We start from the raw sequence: 17,320 nt of genomic DNA, 5'->3' as shown, positions 1-17,320 counted from the left end.
AAATTACTTCGCGAGCCAGTCGTCGAGAATCAGGCGGGCTACCGCCCCCAGCGCACGGATAGTAATTTCATGCTCGTCGTACATATCTGCCTTGCTGACCTCGCTCCAGTGCGCATCCTGCGAGGTGATGCCGAAGTACCGCGCAATAATGGAGAGATCCAGAAGAGTAACCTGGGTTGCGCCGTCCACCATGGTAATAATCGCCTTGGAGAACTGCTGCAGCCCGCTGCTTAGTGCCGTCTTCGCCTGTGCCACCTGCGCTTCCGTTGCACTAGGCTGATTCACCACAGCCTGCGCTGCCGCAATCGCCGTCTGCAGCGCCGCCTTGGATCCAGGCGTATATTGTCCCACCTTGCTGCCTTCCACGCTTCGGGCCAGCTGGCCGTTTGCAGTGCCGATCAGCGCGGTCAGCTCCGTTTTGTCGGCACCCGGAACTTGCGGTATCACTTGGCTTCTGAAGGTGTTCATTGCGCTCTGCAGGCTGCCGACAGCCCCGCCGACCGCGGCTGCATTTGCATTCGCGTCATCTGCTACTGCCTGGGCTGCATCAACCGCGGTCTGCAGTGCATCCGCTGCCGCTTGCGGATATTGCCCCGGCTGCATGCCGACGGTGCTTGCTGAGAGCAGTGCTTTCGCTTCCGCAATTAGATTGTTCAGCGCCGTCTTGTCGGCAAGCACAATCTGGCTGGTCACTGCCGCTGCGCCCGTGTCCAGTACCGTTGTCTGTCCTTCGGACACGATACTGAATTCGCTCAGGCTGACGGTTGTGCTGCTGGCCGAGGCGTCCGCCTTGACCTTGCCCGACAATTGAAGCAGGCTGCCGTTTTCTGCCGCCGGAGCTTCCCCTGTGCGGACCAGCATAATCCGGATCTGTCCGGCCTCCGGCTTCACCGCTGTGCCCACCACCTGGAAGCCGCTGCGTGTAATCTGCAGTGCCCCCTCCTTGAGCAGGAGATGGCCGTTCGCATCCGTATCCGTCTCAAATTCCAGCACGGCCGGATCATAATTCACGACCAGATCGGCCGTATTGAATCCGGCTTCCGCGCTGCCCAGTCCGGTCAATCCAACCGTCCACTCCGCGTTCTGTCCGGCGTGGAGGGTGGACGGCCCCGACAGCAGGGCCGCCAGCTCGCCGGACTGCGGCGCCTCTTGAAGATTATCCACTGCCTGCTGCAGCGCTGCTATAGCATCATTCAGCTGCTGCTCCGTGGTAATTGTGGCAAGTGCCGCTTCTGCTGCTGCAATGGCTTGCTGCAGCGAGGCAAAGGATTCGGCTGTATAATGGCCGTTCGCGTTATCATACGCCCGGGCGCTTGTGATAAGTGCCTGCAATTCGCTTACATTAATAGTACTTCCCTGGGAAACCTTCAAGTTGATCGTCATAGGCGTTGCATCCGTATGCCCGTCATTGGCAGCGAAGGTAACGCTGTAGGTACCCGCCTTGGGATTATTCCAGGTGAATTGACCATTCTCCAGGGAATATTGGGCTCCTGCCGGCAGATCCTTATTGGAAATCGTAATATTCACTTCATCCGTCGGGCTGACCACTTTGACCGGGAAAGATACCGGTGCATCTGTCGTTACCGGCAGGGTATAGGTGGAAATGGAGAAATTGTCAAATTCGGCTGACCAGTTATTTCCTCTGACCTTGTCACCCGATACGGCCACACCGGCATATACTGGCGCGTCAGCAACCAGACCGCTGAAGGTTACCGTACGAAGCGCAGCCGTTCCTCCTTTGCCATTTCCCCAACTGCCGTTGCTGTTTTGGATATAGCTGCTGATTTGAGTGCCCGTACGGACCATTTTCACCCAAAACGGGGTTGTCCTGTTCTTGTACGGTTCATCTTGAGTGGACTCATGACGGTTTTTAAGCACAGCCGTCCCTTCCGTTCTGGCGAAGGAATGAATTTTGAGTGGTCCAAAAATAGGACTGTAACCGTCCGTTGTAAGACCGGTCATCAGTAAACGCGGAATATCATCGGTTATTCTGTCCGTAATCATCACACCCGCGTAGTTTGCCTGTGCTGCATCCGTCAGCCGGGCAATGACCTCTCCGTCCCCGTATAAAGGCACATAGTAGAATATCGGATGCTGCTCATGCGCTTTGGAAGCGCGTGCAAAATCCAGCGTCAATCTGATTTTACCTGTCGCCTCATCCATGCTTGCACTTGATGCTATCGTTCCTTCAGCGGTCGATGCCGATACCGTGTACTGGACCTGGCTGAAATCCACGACTGGCAGGAAGGACAGCGGCATGCTATCTGTCACAGCTGTAACCGAATTGCTGGCAGGCGACAGATTGCCGGCTTTGTCAAATGCCTTTACATAATAAGTATAAGTGGTTGAAGGACTCAGACCGGTGTCGCTGAAGGAAGGCGTTGCCGAAGTGCCCACTTCCGCCTCTCCGCAATAAATCTTGTAGCCTTCAACACCTAAATTATCTGTCGAATTTGTCCATTTCAGATTCAATTGACTGCTTGACACAGGGGTTACAGTGACATTGGACGGGGCGCTAGGCGCTACCGTATCCGGCGCTGCAACCTGCAGCACAACCGACATCGGCTCTGCCTGATCCAGCCCGTCGCTTGCTGCGAAGGTTACCTTATAGGTGCCGGCCTTAGGACTGTTCCAGGTGAACTGCCCGTTTGTGAAGCTGTAATCCGCATCCCCCGGCAAATTACTTTCAGTGATGCTGACAGCCACCGTTTGCCCATCCGGGTCGGCAGTTTTGACCGGGAAGGAGATTGCCTCGCCCTCCGTCGCAGGCACCGGATAGTTCGGAAGCGAGAAGCTGTCAAATTCAGCGGACCATTTACCGCCTCTGGCCTTGTCTCCTGTCATGCCCACACCGGCATAGACCGGGGCACTATTGGCCAGACCGCTGAAGGCAACTGTCCGGAGCGGTGTGCTTGCACCCTTGCCATTTCCCCAGCTGCCATCGCTGTTTTTGATATAGCTGGATATATTCTCTCCAGTGCGTACCAGCTTCGCCCAGAACGGGGTGTTGACCTGTTTGAACACTGCGTCGGTAGCGGCATCATGCCTGTTCTTGTCAGTAGCCGCATAGGCTTCTGTTCTGGCAAGGGACTGAACTTTGAAAGTTCCCCAATCTGCACTGTAGGCATCGGTGGTCAGCCCTGTCATTAACAATCTCGGAGCATCGTCTGTTACTTTCTCCGCGACCATAACACCCGCAAAGGAAGCCAGCTCTGCACTGGTCAGCCGTGCAATGACTTCACCGCCGTCATGCAGCGGTACATAGTAGAACAGCGGGTGCTGTTCATGCGCGATCCAGGCCGGGGATAAATCCATGGTCAGCGTAATTTTGCCCGTCTTTTCATCCAGAGCCGCTTTGGATACGATATTCCCGCCGACATTCGCTTTGGATACCGTATATTGAATCTGGTTAAAGTCTTCGATCGGTAAAAATACCGGAACCGTATTCACCGTCTTAATGGTTGCAGTTTCGCTGGCCGCAGAGAGATTCTGCCTGTCATACGCTTTAACCGTGAAGTCATGCGAGACAGAAGGGGTAACACCGTTATCGGTGAAATCGGTTGTTGTGGTTCTGCCGATCTCTGTGCCGTCACGGTAAATGATATAACCGACCACGCCCACATTATCTGTGGATTTATTCCATTTCACATTGACCTGACTAAGAGAAAGCGCCTTTAAGGTTACACCGGCTGGTGCAGACGGCGCCTGGGTATCCGGTGTCGGTACCGGTGCGGGACTAGGCACAGTACCGCTGAACGGGGATAGCTGAATATAATCAAGCGGAAGCTTGTATCCCGTTGCCGTTACGTTTTTGCCTGTGCTGGTAAACCGGATGAGCTTATCGCCTCCGCCGGCAAACTCAACGTAGCCCAGGTCATAAATCTTGTCATCATCCACGGTGAAATAATAAGCGTCAAATGCATTACCCTGATTGACCCCGTCTATCGACAGCTGATAGATCCCGTTGCTCAAGGATTTCGGCACTTTGGCCGTCACATGATAGGTTCCGGCCGCAGGCACATTGACTTTATACTCAATATAGTCACCCGCCTTGGTCGCATTGAACAAATCGTATTTTCCTCCGCTGGCCGTTCGCAGACTCCGGGCCTCATGCGTCGCGGTGGAGCTTATCGATTGCACGTTCAAGGCCTCCGCTTCATGAATCCCTGCCGGCAGCGGCGGCATTGAAGCAAGAGTTCCGGATAAATGATCGGTCAGCACGCGCATCTGGATCGCATCCGTCCCGTTCACGGGGTTGAGATTCAGGTTATAGGAATCACCGAATGCCCCTCCCGACCAATAGGTTGCGTCCATGCCGTAGTCATCCAATACTTGGAGGAAATTCTCCAGCACCGGATTCCAGCGCAGATCGTCTTTAGGTGTGCCGAATTCTCCGAAATAACCTCTGACATTATTCTTGTTGCACCAGACGAGAAAATCCATGGTCCGCTGGATGCCGATCATATTCAGATCCGGATTGATGGCGATCTCCTCATCATAGGTTTTTTGATAGGTGCCAGTACGGTCATAATCAAAGTAAATATGGGCCGAATACATAAAGTTGTCGGCCGGATCGGTAATCCAGCTCGTCGGCGAATTGTTGTTGGCCTCCCATTGATAGGAGCTGGACCAGGCCGTGCCTTCAACCATGATCAGTGAGTTGTCACCATTGGCCCGGATGGCTGTAACCGCCGCCTGGGAGATATCCTTCCAGTCCATGGTTCCCATATCATGGGGCTCATTCATCAAATCGTAGGCATAAACGGCCGGATTGGATTTGAATTCACTCGAAATTTTGGTCCATATATCTGTAAAATGCTCTGTGGTCACCCCTGAGTTTGCATCTCCGATGATTTTGTCATTGTATCTGCCGTAGTTGTGAAGATCGATAATCACTTTCATGCCGGCATTACTGATTCGTCCGACTTCCGCCTTCACATTATTTAAGTAAGTGGCATCAAGCGGACCTCCAAGCACGGGCTGAAGGCGCTCCCATTTAATTGAGGTGCGGACTGTTTCAAATCCCTTGGCACCATAGTAGTCAATCATTTCTTGTGAGTTCCAATAGGAAGCATTACCGAATCCCGGTCCTGCCAAATTCACTCCGCGGGAATAGTTTATCGGCGCTGCTTCCGCTGCTGCCGGTTTCGCCGGTACTATTACCATATTCAATCCATTAAGCAGCAAAACAAAGACTAAAGAAAGCACAAGACTTTTTTTCACTTTCAAAAATTAACACCTCCATCGATTTAGATACAGCAAGCTAATCCAGGGGGACAGGTGCCATTTGTTTGTTGGCCTCACCTCCTCATAAGAATACGCTTTCAAGTTTGCTTATTTTTGAAAGGATTTGCCTTAATCCTAAAGCACTGAAAAGTTCGTGACACCCCTCTCCGGTGACCCGATTTTGTACTTTGGTGACCTTTTGGCTTCTAAGCTGATTTTTGCTGACCGTATACAGGGCATCGTCTGGTCAACATTTACAAAAGAGGGCAGAAGCACTCGTAGGTGCTTCTGCCCTCTTTTGTAAATAGTAATCTCTCGCTGGTATGAACGCTTCGCCTTTTAAAATTCATGGTTCAGCTCTAACACTACCTAGACAGCAGGAACTTGGACTGTACGCGGTTGTGTCTTATTTTCATCCGGTAGCTGATTATGGTTACTGCGAATGCGGACAATGCGATACAGGCTGCTATCCAAGGTAAACCAGACAATCCCGCGCTTCCTACAACTAACCCGCCAAGTGCTGATCCGCCTGCTATGCCGATATTGGCCGCTACAGGGTTCAGGGAGGCAGCAAAATCTCTTGAAGCCGGTGATTGTTGAACAGACAGTTCAATTAAATACAATTGGGCGGTCACGTTCAGAATATTCGATACACATGCGCTGAGGATCAAAAAGACCAGCCCTAAGACAGGAACAGGTGCTGCAAAGAAGAAGAGGATATAAATGGCTGTCTGAATCAGAAATACAATCCGCAATCTGCCCAGAGCATTACCGGACGCAACTCGTCCGCCAATCCAGGTGCTGAAGATCGTCGCCAATCCATAGGCCAGAAGAACCCAGCTAACCGAGTTGGCCGGTATCGCCATAACTTTATCCATAATGGGTCTGATATAGGTATAGATGCTGAACACTGCCGCAGTTCCAAGCACTGGGATCATGAAGGCCAGCACAATACGCCCATTAGTCAGCAGGACGAGTTGTTCTTTAAGTGATCCTTTGGTGTTCGAAAGATGAGCTGGAATAAAGATGGCGTTGAGCACCAAAGCGGCAACTCCCATTAGCGCTGTCAAGATAAAGGAGGCTTGCCACTCCATGTGCTGCCCCACAAAAGTGCCGATTGGCACACCCAGCACGTTAGCAATGCCAAATCCCCCCAGAATGTACGAAACGGAGCTTCCTTGATTGGCCGGTGCCACAACCTCACTTACGGCTGAGAGTGAAAGGGAAATGGCTAATCCGCACAAGACGGCCGTTGCAATCCTGGTAAACATTAGTAAGCCAAAGGTGTCCGAGCCCGCACTGAATAAGTTAAACAAGATAATCAGGACGATGGTCCCCTGAATGGTTTTCTTTTTCGGAAGCCGGCTCGCTATGGTCATTAATATAGGCGTTCCTACGGCATAGGCGATTGCAAAACCGGAGACCAGACTGCCGGCAACAGCCAGCGTAATTTGCAGCGATTCAGCAATTTCTGATAACAAACCCACTATGATATATTCGGTGGTTCCAAGTAAAAAAGCCATAAATGTAAAAGAAAAGACCAAACCGCGTTCATTGACTGTTGTCATAGTTACATCTCCAAAAAATCATTATATATATTGCACAAATAACAGACTATGAGCGTTTTTTATCTGGGGGTTGTTGTGTAAAACCCACATTTTAACGCCTCCATTCTCTCTCCCCCATCTCAGTTCACCACTGATAGTATCCAAGCAATTGGTGGCCAAGTTCAGTAATCGCTCAATTTCTCTCCTTTTGCTCCTCTCAATTTTACAAATGAACCGATCGGGGAACAATAAAGGTTATTGTTGTCTTTTAAAAAAATGTGATATATCTTGTCATTAAGAAGTTCACCCAAAAAATCATGTTTGAAAGTAGGGGCCCCATGCCTGAGCGCAACGATTTATTATTAACCCATGCTTCTTCGGCCTTCAACAGCCAGCTGATTTATGCCGGCAAACTAAGTGATAACCCGGAGTGGAAATTTGCGCTTCATAAACATGAAGATTTGCATGAAGTTATTTTCATTGAAGACGGGGTGGGTTCATTTGTGATTGACGGCAAGGCCTATACTGCAACAAAAGGGGATGTGCTGATATATAACCGGGGAATATTGCATCAGGAACAGTCCGATCCTGACAAACCGTTATTTACCTATTACTGCGGATTTCGGTTCAACTCTCCTATTGCCGAGCAACGTGATTGGGTCATTCACCCTGACAAGGAACCGGTCATCCGTTCGAATCCATATTCTAACGAGCTGTCGCTATTGATGCGAACATTATTTGGCGAGTTTTCGCTGCGCAATAGTGGTTACGAACAGATCTCTCAGCATTTATTCGAAGTTATCCTGCTCCTGCTTGAGCGTATGATTCTCTCACAGCATCGCACTGCAAAGGAACAGAAGACTCCTCTTGCCAATCAAATCAAAGGATATTTAGATATAAACTACAGACGTAAGCTAAGCCTTATGGATCTGGCACAACTCTTCCATATCGATACCTATTATCTGGTTCACATATACAAGAATAACTTCGGGATATCACCCATTAATTATTTGATTCAGCGTCGTATGGGAGAAGCCATGAGACTGCTGCCTAGCACGAATAAGAAGGTCTGGGAGATTGCTAAAATGGTAGGATACGATAATCCCAATTATTTCTCCATTCTGTTTACCCGTGTGATCGGTGAATCCCCCCGTAGATTCCGTGAGAATAATCAAAAGGATTTGTATGAGAATACCTGAATGCAAAAGAGGACAGCAGGCGCTGTAAAGTGCCTTTGTCCTCTTTATTTTGATGATATGAAGCTTCTGTGACCTCAGTTTTATTTAAATTCCGGCATAAAGCTCCTTAGCGGTTTTAATGAAATATTTGACTGCACTCGTTGATTCATCTAGAGACAAAACGGCAATATTAATTTCGCGGTAGACTTCAGGCTCCAGGTTACAGATAATAACATTCTCCGGTAAAGAGATAATGGACCGTTCTGTCGTAAATGTTATTTCCAAGCCTTCCTGAACCATTCTCAGGGCCGTATCCAAATGACTGACTCTATACTTCACGCGTGTGTCCGGTTCAATTCCTGCATCTTTTAGGAGGGTGGAAATTTGGGTTTCATACCCCCCTTTGACAAGCAGCAGCTACTGCCTCCGGATATCCTCCACACGAATCTGTTCCCTATGGCTCAAAGGATGGTCTGAGCTCACGGCCGCAATCATTTTATCCCTGGCAAGGGGTATGCAATGGAAGTTTTCATTAGGCGGTATAATGATTCCCACATCAACCACACGGTTGTGCAGCCAGCTTTTCACTTCATCAACGCTTCCCTCAGATAAACTGATCTGAAGATTGGGATGCTCTTCCTCCATCCTGCGAATAATTTTCGGCAGAAAATAAGTGCAGGCCGTAGGATACGCGCCGATTCGGATTTGGCCGGTTTCCAGTCATCTTTTTGCGGCTACGAACTCTTCGATTTTAGTAAATTCACTCAGTATATTTCGAAAAGAAATCAAAATGAGTTCACCCAGTTCTGTGAAAACCAATTTGTTTTTACGGTTGCGCAGAATGAGAACCGTATTTAATTCCGTTTCAATAGCTGCTACTGCCCGGCTTATAGCCGGCTGTGTCATATTTAATTTTCCCCCTGCTTTAGAAAAGCTACCTTCCTCAGATATTCTCACAATCAGTTCAATCTGCGCCTTATTCATACCAAATCTGATATCCCCCATATAACAATAATTCATTTTATTTATACTTAAATAGAATGTATCATAACTAAGAACTTAATTTCAATGTATACAAGGAGGTACACGGATGAATTTCCGCAGGCTTTTATTAATTCTAGCCGTAATACTGGCATCATTAAATCTTAGACCCGCTATAACGTCTGTCAGCCCCATACTGCAATTGCTTACAGACCAGCTGCATTTGAATTCCGCTGCCGCCAGTCTCCTCACCTCCATTCCGCTGCTGTGCATCGGAATTTGCTCACTTTTCGCCGGACGCGTAAGCGGAAGGTTCGGATTGGAGCGGACAATCGCCTTTTTCCTGCTCCTGATTGGCCTGGCAACCTTCCTGCGTTTTTTCATGAACAATTATACGAATCTGCTGCTGACGGCTTTAATAGCCGGCTCCGGTGTCGGTATAGTCAGTCCTTTGATTTCGGGCTTTATCAAACAGCATTTTCCGAACTCCGTTTCACTGATGATCGGCATATATTCTACTTCCATGGTCATTGGTGCTTCCCTGGCCATCGGCCTAACGGTTCCGCTGCAGACCCGGTTTGCCGGCTTCTGGCAAGGGGCCTTGGGATTTTGGAGCCTATTCGCAATGCTGGCGGTTCCGGTCTGGTTGCTGCTAATACGGCGGCCAATGAATCCTCCCCATACCTCTGTACAGAATCAGAACTTTTCCCTTCCGCTGAAAAATAAGCAGGCATGGCTTTTGACGGCTTTTGTCGGTCTGATTACATTTTTATTCTACTGCTTCACCGCATGGATGCCGGCTATTGTGGAGGAAAAAGGCGGGTCAGCTGCCTTTGCCGGCCTTACCGGAACCGTGTTTATGCTTGCCCAGCTGCCGGCTACCCTATTATTACCCGTTTTGTTGAGGGTATTTCCCAGCAGACGGGTCTGGATTACGTTCTTCACGCTGAGCGAGATCGCAGGCTTGTCTATACTTTGTTCCTCCAGCATAACTCCAATCGCTGCTGCTGCATGTCTTGGACTTGGAGGCGGAGGCCTTGTATCTCTTGCACTGCTGCTGCCTATCGACAAAACAGCTACTCCCGCTGAAGCAAGCACCTGGTCAGCGATGACTCAGGCTATCGGCTATACCATTGGAGCCGTCGGCCCCTCATGGCAGGTTTGCTCCACGACCTGTCACACAGCTTTACACCAACCCTATACTTGCTTATTGCGGTCGCTTGCATTGTGATTGTATTAGGCTGGAGAATCACACAACTGCCGGCTGACGCTTCCGAAGGTAAGGGCAATGCATTGTTGGTAGACTCCTCTATACGCGGATGATGCTTCATGGCCTTCCTCCGCAGCATACGGCAAGACGCCCTCCCGCAAGCGGAGAATCCGCTTGCGGGAGGGCGTCATAAATTCCGCATGGCTATTTAATTATGCCGTTGCCGGAAGCTTCACGGTACAGCTCACTTCGCGGTGAAGCTGAACCAGTCGATATCTGCCACAGCCGAGCCGCCTGCACGTTTGAATACAAGATAAATATTCTTGCTTCCGCTGACTTCAAGCGTTCCGCCGCTCGCATTCTGAAAGTTGATATCTGCGGTAGAATAGGTTTCCCAGCCCCCTGTCCTCGGCAGGCTGGCCGAGCCAAGCAGGGTTCCGGTTGCACTTCCGTCGCGCACTTCAATTCTGCTGTCGGTATATGGAGTCGTATAACGCAGCTTGAGAGAGGAGACGCCAAGACCAAAGTTGAGCCCATTGTAGTACACATAGTCATTATTGTCCGTAGAACCCACCCTGCGGATAACCTCAGTACCTATTGTAATGTCTCCAACAGTGACACCGGATTGTCCGGTATAATTCTCCGCTTCCATCCGCACCGTATTGGGATTCGTTGTATAGCTGAACCAGTTAATGTTGGCAACGGAACCCGCAGTTGGTTTGCTGAACACCAAATAAATATTTTTGATGCCGCTCGCACCCGTAAGTGGAACGCGGATCGTCTCATATTTATCCCACCCGCCGGTAGAGGGAAGTTGCGTGGAACCAAGCACAGGTCCCGTTGGACTGCCATAGCGTATGGACATCGCCCCATCCGTGGCTGGAGTGGAGTAGCGGAAATCAAAGTACTGGACACCCTTGCCCAGGTTCAAATAATTGTAATACACATAGTCTCCGTTATCCGTAGAGTTGATCATCATACCGCCGCCGGTATCGGTAGTAGCGGCAGTGCCAACCTTCTCTCTGCCAGTGAAGTTCTCCGCTTCAACCTGCACAAAGCCGGGGTCCGGAATCTCAATAATGGAGGAACGGAGCAGGGTCGGATACACCCAGGCCTGATTATGGTAGAACCCCGTATCCTCGTTGATATTACCGCCGACCGGACGGTATGGCGACACATAAATCTCGAAGTCCTTATTCTGGTAAACTTCCGCCATCGCTTCATACATATTCAGCGGGAAGTAGTTGCTGTTAATAAAAGTATTGTACACCTGCTTGCCCCCATACTCATTGGGCCACTCTGTATAGCGGCCATTAGCATAATAGAACAGGTTGTCTACCGCTTTCTTAAGGCTCTTGCCGCTTGGAGAAACCCAGGTATACAAATTTTCTCCTGTCGCATGCAGAACGATTTCTGCCGAAGCCGTCATCGGAGACAGCGCAAAGAAGTGGTACCACATTGAATTGGAGCCCCGTGTTGCCTCCGCCGGCAGGAAGCCGAGACTGTCAATAGACTGGTCAATTTTCTGCTTCAGCTTAGTGACCAGGTCATTGAAAGCAGTCTCATTATTGGCGTAATGATAATAAGCTAGCTCGGCATACATCATCCAGTCTCCCCAGTTATTGGCATCGTTGAGACGGGCATTCCATTTGGGCATCAATACGGTTTCTACCCAGTTCTTGAATACGGTCTGATCCGCTGCGCTCCAGCCGGAATAATCTGCGAGCAGATCAGCTGCATTGAGCATGCCTACACCGATATAAGCCGAGGCAAGCGGAGCGTCCGTTCCGCCGTTTGACTTGTTGACCGTGGCCCACGAGTTCATTAACGCAACCGCTTTCTGCGCATACTTGGCGTCACCTGTGAAGCGGTAGGCCAGCGCAGCCGCATAAGCAGCCTGCGTATCCTGCTCGAAACCGCCTTTGGCTGCGATATGCCCTGCCGGATCCGCATAATATCCCGGCACATTCCAATTCGCTACCGCATGGCTGTTCACAAGCAAGCCTTGATTGGCATCGTTCATCATTACAGCATAGGCTTCCTTCCAGGGCGACAAGCCGGCCGTCACCTTCGCCTTGATCACCGTGAATTCACTTGCCGTCACCGTTCCTCCCGGATGGGAGTAGGCCATAACTTCCACTGCCGACGAGAATACCATGACCACCGCAAACAAAGCACAAAACCAGCTACGAATTTGCTTCAATACAATTCACTCCTTTTGGAATAATATAAAGCGATTACATAAAACTGGAAAAATAACTACCCAGCAACCTTTTCTCCGGTGAACTATGAAATGATAACCAACTCCTCAATTAAGCGGCAAGACTCCTCCCTTCTTGGTTAAATTTGAATTATCCGCTTAGTGCCGGATTCTTACACCAGGTACCGCCGGATAAAATAACTCGGTGTGCAGCTCCAGGCGTGACAATAGCTGTTTATCAGATGGCTTCCGTAAGGCGACAGCTTGTCATCCTCCGGATTGAACACTTCCCAGAAGGTGTCCGCACCTTGCTCCACCATCTTCCCCCAATAAGCATGCATTTGCTGCACGGCCAGTTCCTTGCAGCCCGCAACAAACAGGGCTTCTATTAAATGATGGAACATGTAGGGTGTATTGGGCCGGATCGCCGGTGATTCCGCGAGGAGTCTTTCCAGCAGTCTGTGGTTACCCTTCTGGCCGAGTATTTCCGCGAGTACCATCCATACCTGCGAAGCCCAGGAAATTTGGCGCTGCTCCCCGCTGGCAAACAAGCCTGTCTGTTCATCATACAGCTCCGTGATCGCCGCCTGCGACAGCCGTTCTATCCGCTCCGCGAGCAGATCTGCGGCCTCCTGAAGATCCAGATCCAGTGCCAGCCGGTGCCCTCTTTTCAGGCAATAAATGAATACTCCCTGCGCCGCCGCCTGCTTATCCAGTTCCCCATGCCAATCGATAAAGCTTCTTGCCGCTGCAGCCTCTTCAATGATCCCTGTACTCCCCACCTTCTTATAGGCAAGTTCAAGCTGCTCCCAGGCTAAAGGCCACAGTTCCTGCAGCGTCTCCATATCGCCGGTCGCCTTATAATAATCATGCAGAGTTGCAGTGAAGAACAAGGAATAGTCGAAGAAATACGTATCATCGACATGCGGCCTCGGCTGTTCAAAGATGCAGGCTCCGGCCTCGCCTCCGGCCAGTGTCATGCCTCCGAACAGATACAGGCAGCGTTTAACCAGTTCATTATTCCGAAATGTTTCATAATTCACCAGCGCCTGGAGCCGCAAATCCCCAATCCATAATCTCCGGTCCCGTTTGGGTCCATCCTCGAATACCGTCTGCATGCAGTTCTCCAAGGTCCTCAGCGCAATCCTGTCCATCCGGCGCAGCTCCTCCGGCACACTGCCCGGCAGCGGTTCAAGTACGGAAGGATCCGCAGAGGTAACCGCTTCACAGTGAATATCCGGGAACGCCACTTTATATTTGATCGAGGTTTCCAGAACGGTAACCTTCAGGTAGCGGAAGGTATATCTGCGGGGAAGCTTGATTTCACAGGGAAGCACATCAACATTGATGATCTCCTCCTGCAGCCAGGAACGGCTGAGCCAGCCCTCATAATCCTCGAAGCTCTCCCCGATCTCGCAGGGCATTTCCCCGAATACCAGCTTGAGCCGGAGCGGCGCATCCGGGGGGCTGCCGGTCGGTTTGACCGACAGCTGCAGATATCCCACCTGATGACCGCCGAAATCAAGCACAAAGCTGTCATTTTTGCCAAATGACTGTTCTTTCAGACCTTCAATGCTTCCCGCAGCTTGCGTGCTCCAGCCTTGAAAAGCATCCTTATCTTCCACCACTTCAATAACCCGCTCCGGGTATACAATTTGTCTATGCAGTGCTGGAATCCCTTGCTCTGCCTTTTCCACATATTTGGCTGTAACGCCCATCTTGTTCCCTCCCTGGCTTCTTGCCAAACCGGTTATCCTTTTACCGAGCCTGCTGTCATTCCCGACACAATCTGCTTGTTGAACAGGATGAACAACAACAGCATCGGAACAGTAATCAGCAGAATGTTGGTGAACAGCAGGTTCCACTGTGTGACAAATTGACTTTTGAAGTTATACAGTGTAAGCTGCACAGTCACATTCTTTGCGCCCGGGAAGAAATATAACGGGTTCGTAAAATCATTAAAGATAAATACAGACTGCGTAATAATGATCGTTGAGGTTACAGGCTTCAGCAAAGGCATAATGATCGAGAAGAACAGCCGGTACTTCCCGCAGCCGTCGATGATCGCCGCCTCGTCAATTTCCCGCGGAATGGCCGCGATGAAGCTTCTGTACAGCATTACGCAGAACGGAAATCCAAGAGCCACTTCGATCAGCACAATGCCGGTCATCGTCTTGAACAAGCCAAGCCCCTGCAGCAGCCAGATCGTCGGCACGATGGAAGGCGGAATAATCAGTCCGGCCAGGACGAAGAAATTAATCCATGGCGTAGCCTTGCCTACTCTTCGCTGCATTACGAAACCGGCCATCGCACAAATGACTATCAGCAGGACAATGGACAGGATCGTCATCACTGCACTGTTGTAGAACGCCCGCAGCAGGATATAATCGCGGAAGGAGATTACTTCTTTGATATTGCTCCATAAATGATTGACAGATGGCCACTTCATATTGAGCAGTGCTGACTCTTTCTTATCCTTCATCGCATTGACAATAATGAAATAGAACGGAACCCAAAACATCACAATCGATAGCAACACCGCTATTGTCTCTACAGCAAATCCCTTGATTCTGCCGGTCATAGGTCAACCTCTTTTCTGCTCAAATACGTGGACAGAGGATATACCAGCGCAGTTACAAAAATGAACAAAATCACATTCCCTGCAGTAGCCAGTCCATAAAATCCGCCTTGATATTGTTTATATATAATAGAAGCGATCACATCGGTGGTGAAGCCGGGACCTCCTCCGGTCATGGACCAGATCAGATCAAAGGAACGCAGGCCGCCAACCAGCGACAGGATAATAACCGTATTCATGGATGGACGGCTAAGCGGAACAATAATGCTCCAGAACTTGTTGTAGCCATTACCGCCGTCAATCTGCAGCGCTTCGTAATATTCCTCAGGAATAGACATGATACCCGCGATAAAGATTACAGTGGAGAAGCCGACACCCTTCCAGACATCAACCATTGCCACCGAAAGCAGCGCAATCCGTGTATCTCCGAGCCAGTCCGGGCCGGAAATTCCAATCATCGACAAGGCTTGGTTAATGATCCCGGTCGTCGGATGCATCATCATGCTGAAGGCGATGCCGACCGCGATGGTGCTGACCAGTGTAGGGAAAAAGAGCACGGATCTGAGATAATTCCGGGTCTTGATTTTGGATGTCAGGAATACCCCCAGAAAAAGTCCAAGCACGAGCTTGAGTACACAGGATACCACCGCATAGATCAGTGTATTTCTGAAACCGATATTCAGCGAAGACTCATTGAAAAAAGTAATATAGTTGTCAAACCCGATGAATTCATAGTCGAAAAGTGTCCATCTCGTCATACTGAAAAAGAAAGACAAAAGCGTCGGCAATATGAAGATTACCAGATAAATAATGGCTGCCGGCAGTAGAAAAGAATAGGAATAAATCCGCTTTTGCACCTTGGTCATCTCGAACACTCCTTGCTATCTCTCTAAATTATGCGGCCCTGCCGTTCTCGCACAGGGCCGCATCGTTACGTAATAAGTTTTACCAGCCTTCAAGACCCAGTTGCTGAGCTTGTTTCTTCACGTCTTTGTCATATTCTTCCGCACCCTGCTGGGCGTTTTTGATGCCGGAACCGACTTCAGTCGCGATTTGCGGCAGGTTCGGTCCTTTTACCGGACTGAGGAACTCCAGAGCCGGTGCTGTTATATTTGCATCGAAGTAAGGAAGCATGTCTCTCACAACCGGTGCCACATTATCCGGCAATGCTGCACCTTTAATCCCCCAAGGGCCGGTTGGCTTGGACTGGCTTCCCCATGCGGCAAGCCCTTCAGGCGTGGTCATGAATTCCAGGAACAGCTTGGCCTGCTCGGTATGCTCACTGTTTTTGTAAATAAATGCACCGCCCGGCATCCATACCGTCAGACCATTTTTGCTCGCATCGTCGCCTGGTTGAGCGAAGAAGCCAATGTCCTGCAGCTGATCCGGGAAGTTCTGTTCAAACACCGGGACTGCAAAGGTCAGCATCGGATAATGAGCGCCCTTGCCTTCCGCCAGCATCGCAATCCCCGCGTCATAGGTTGTGGCCAGGGAGTCGGAATTCATATAGCCCTTGTCATATACCTCCTGCAGCTTTTCAAATCCGCGCAAAGCAGCCGGTGTTGTGGCAAACTTCGCTTTGTTCGCTGTATAATCCTCGGCGAAGGTCGGATTGTCGAGCTGGAGGTTATAGTAATCCGCAAGCACGATCATTTGTGCGGTCCAGTTGTCTTTGTAAGTCCCGATGACTGGAACAATTCCGGCAGCCTTGATCTTTTCATTATTGGCCATCAGATCAGCCCAGGTTTTGGGTACAGACAGTCCCAGATCGGAATACACTTTCTTGTTGTAGAACCATCCGCCGCTGTAGGTAGAGCCGTTAGGCACACCATATACCTTTCCTTCAAAAGAAACGGTTGTCTTGAACGAATCGATTACATTATCCATAAACGGCTCACTGGTAATATCCAGAAAGTTCTGACTCGGATTCAGCGTCTGCATCTGCGAGCCGGAGTTGTAGAAGAATACGTCATTCATGTCTCCGGTTGCGAGCCGAGTTTTGACAAAATTGTCTCCTTCAGCACCGCTCGGGCGAGTTTCACTCTCGACGGTAATATTGGGATATTTGGCTTCGAAGGCTTCAATAAGCGCTTTGCTGGCATTGACCGCTTCTTGGGAATTGTCCGTAAGCAGCGAGATAGTCACTTTTTCATCGGCTGCATTGGAAACGGTTTCGTTAGAAGTGCCGGCTTTATTCCCAGTATTCGTTGAAGCGCTTTCGTTGTTATTCGAATTTCCACAACCGGCAAGCATTCCACTCAGCAGCAGGGCGCCAGCGAGCATTGATGAAACTTTTCTTACGTTTGACATTTAATATCCCCCTTGATCATTCGAAGTACAAATTAGTGCAGCTTGGATATCTTACAGAGCCCGGTTTCTCTATAGGTTTATTATATAGCC

Annotated in this window: 10 protein-coding genes and 2 pseudogenes; 2 read left to right on the top strand and 10 right to left on the bottom strand. The window is 49.9% G+C overall.

Annotated elements, in window-relative coordinates; all coding sequences use genetic code 11:
* Positions 1 to 3: 3 nt before the first annotated feature.
* The 3 genes and pseudogenes from MKZ09_RS07680 to MKZ09_RS07670 all read right to left on the bottom strand — a co-directional run bounded on the left by MKZ09_RS07680 (position 4) and on the right by MKZ09_RS07670 (position 6,794).
* The gene (locus MKZ09_RS07680; protein WP_341040771.1) at positions 4 to 4,227 is read right to left on the bottom strand and encodes a fibronectin type III domain-containing protein; all 4,224 of its coding nucleotides are present in this window, start codon (positions 4,225 to 4,227) and stop codon (positions 4 to 6) included.
* Positions 4,228 to 4,344: 117 nt separating this feature from the next.
* Positions 4,345 to 5,049, bottom strand: a pseudogene (locus tag MKZ09_RS34385) (glycoside hydrolase family 5 protein); the annotation flags it as partial.
* 542 nt (positions 5,050 to 5,591) lie between these two features.
* Complete coding sequence (locus MKZ09_RS07670) at positions 5,592 to 6,794, bottom strand: MFS transporter (protein WP_076208434.1); 1,203 nt, start codon at positions 6,792 to 6,794, stop codon at positions 5,592 to 5,594.
* A gap of 317 nt (positions 6,795 to 7,111) precedes the next feature.
* Between MKZ09_RS07670 and MKZ09_RS07665 the strand changes: the two genes are divergently transcribed.
* Positions 7,112 to 7,972, top strand: coding sequence for a helix-turn-helix transcriptional regulator (locus MKZ09_RS07665; protein WP_076208435.1), 861 nt, complete (start codon positions 7,112 to 7,114; stop codon positions 7,970 to 7,972).
* A gap of 84 nt (positions 7,973 to 8,056) precedes the next feature.
* Here MKZ09_RS07665 and MKZ09_RS07660 read toward each other — a convergent pair.
* Positions 8,057 to 8,656, bottom strand: a pseudogene (locus tag MKZ09_RS07660) (LysR family transcriptional regulator substrate-binding protein).
* A gap of 15 nt (positions 8,657 to 8,671) precedes the next feature.
* Entirely contained in the window at positions 8,672 to 8,935 is a 264-nt protein-coding gene (locus tag MKZ09_RS07655) for a helix-turn-helix domain-containing protein (protein ID WP_179089646.1), read from the bottom strand.
* Positions 8,936 to 9,041: 106 nt separating this feature from the next.
* Here MKZ09_RS07655 and MKZ09_RS07650 point away from each other — a divergent pair, with 106 nt between their 5' ends.
* On the top strand, positions 9,042 to 10,163 hold the full coding sequence (locus MKZ09_RS07650; RefSeq protein ID WP_076208436.1) for an MFS transporter: 1,122 nt from the start codon (positions 9,042 to 9,044) through the stop codon (positions 10,161 to 10,163).
* Between the two features lie 223 nt (positions 10,164 to 10,386).
* Here the strand turns inward: MKZ09_RS07650 and MKZ09_RS07645 are convergent, their stop codons facing one another.
* The 5 genes from MKZ09_RS07645 to MKZ09_RS07625 all read right to left on the bottom strand — a co-directional run bounded on the left by MKZ09_RS07645 (position 10,387) and on the right by MKZ09_RS07625 (position 17,230).
* Positions 10,387 to 12,345, bottom strand: coding sequence for a carbohydrate-binding protein (locus tag MKZ09_RS07645; RefSeq protein WP_076208437.1), 1,959 nt, complete (start codon positions 12,343 to 12,345; stop codon positions 10,387 to 10,389).
* A gap of 170 nt (positions 12,346 to 12,515) precedes the next feature.
* Positions 12,516 to 14,060, bottom strand: coding sequence for an alpha-L-rhamnosidase-related protein (locus tag MKZ09_RS07640; RefSeq protein ID WP_076208438.1), 1,545 nt, complete (start codon positions 14,058 to 14,060; stop codon positions 12,516 to 12,518).
* A 32-nt stretch (positions 14,061 to 14,092) separates the two neighbouring features.
* Positions 14,093 to 14,863 (bottom strand): carbohydrate ABC transporter permease, encoded by a 771-nt coding sequence (locus MKZ09_RS07635; protein WP_370511193.1) that lies wholly within the window; start codon positions 14,861 to 14,863, stop codon positions 14,093 to 14,095.
* A gap of 56 nt (positions 14,864 to 14,919) precedes the next feature.
* Positions 14,920 to 15,786 carry a carbohydrate ABC transporter permease gene (locus MKZ09_RS07630; RefSeq protein ID WP_076208440.1) on the bottom strand — a complete coding sequence of 289 codons (867 nt, stop codon included), beginning with the start codon at positions 15,784 to 15,786 and terminating at the stop codon, positions 14,920 to 14,922.
* Between the two features lie 79 nt (positions 15,787 to 15,865).
* A complete protein-coding gene (locus MKZ09_RS07625; protein WP_076208441.1) occupies positions 15,866 to 17,230 on the bottom strand; it encodes an ABC transporter substrate-binding protein in 1,365 nt (454 codons plus the stop codon).
* Between the last annotated feature and the right edge of the window lie 90 nt (positions 17,231 to 17,320).

The sequence above is a fragment of the Paenibacillus sp. FSL R5-0908 genome (genome assembly GCF_038006245.1).
In the GTDB taxonomy this organism is placed as follows: domain Bacteria; phylum Bacillota; class Bacilli; order Paenibacillales; family Paenibacillaceae; genus Paenibacillus_AQ; species Paenibacillus_AQ odorifer.
Note: the sequence above shows the minus strand (reverse complement) of the source record. Positions and strands in the feature narration are given on the sequence as shown.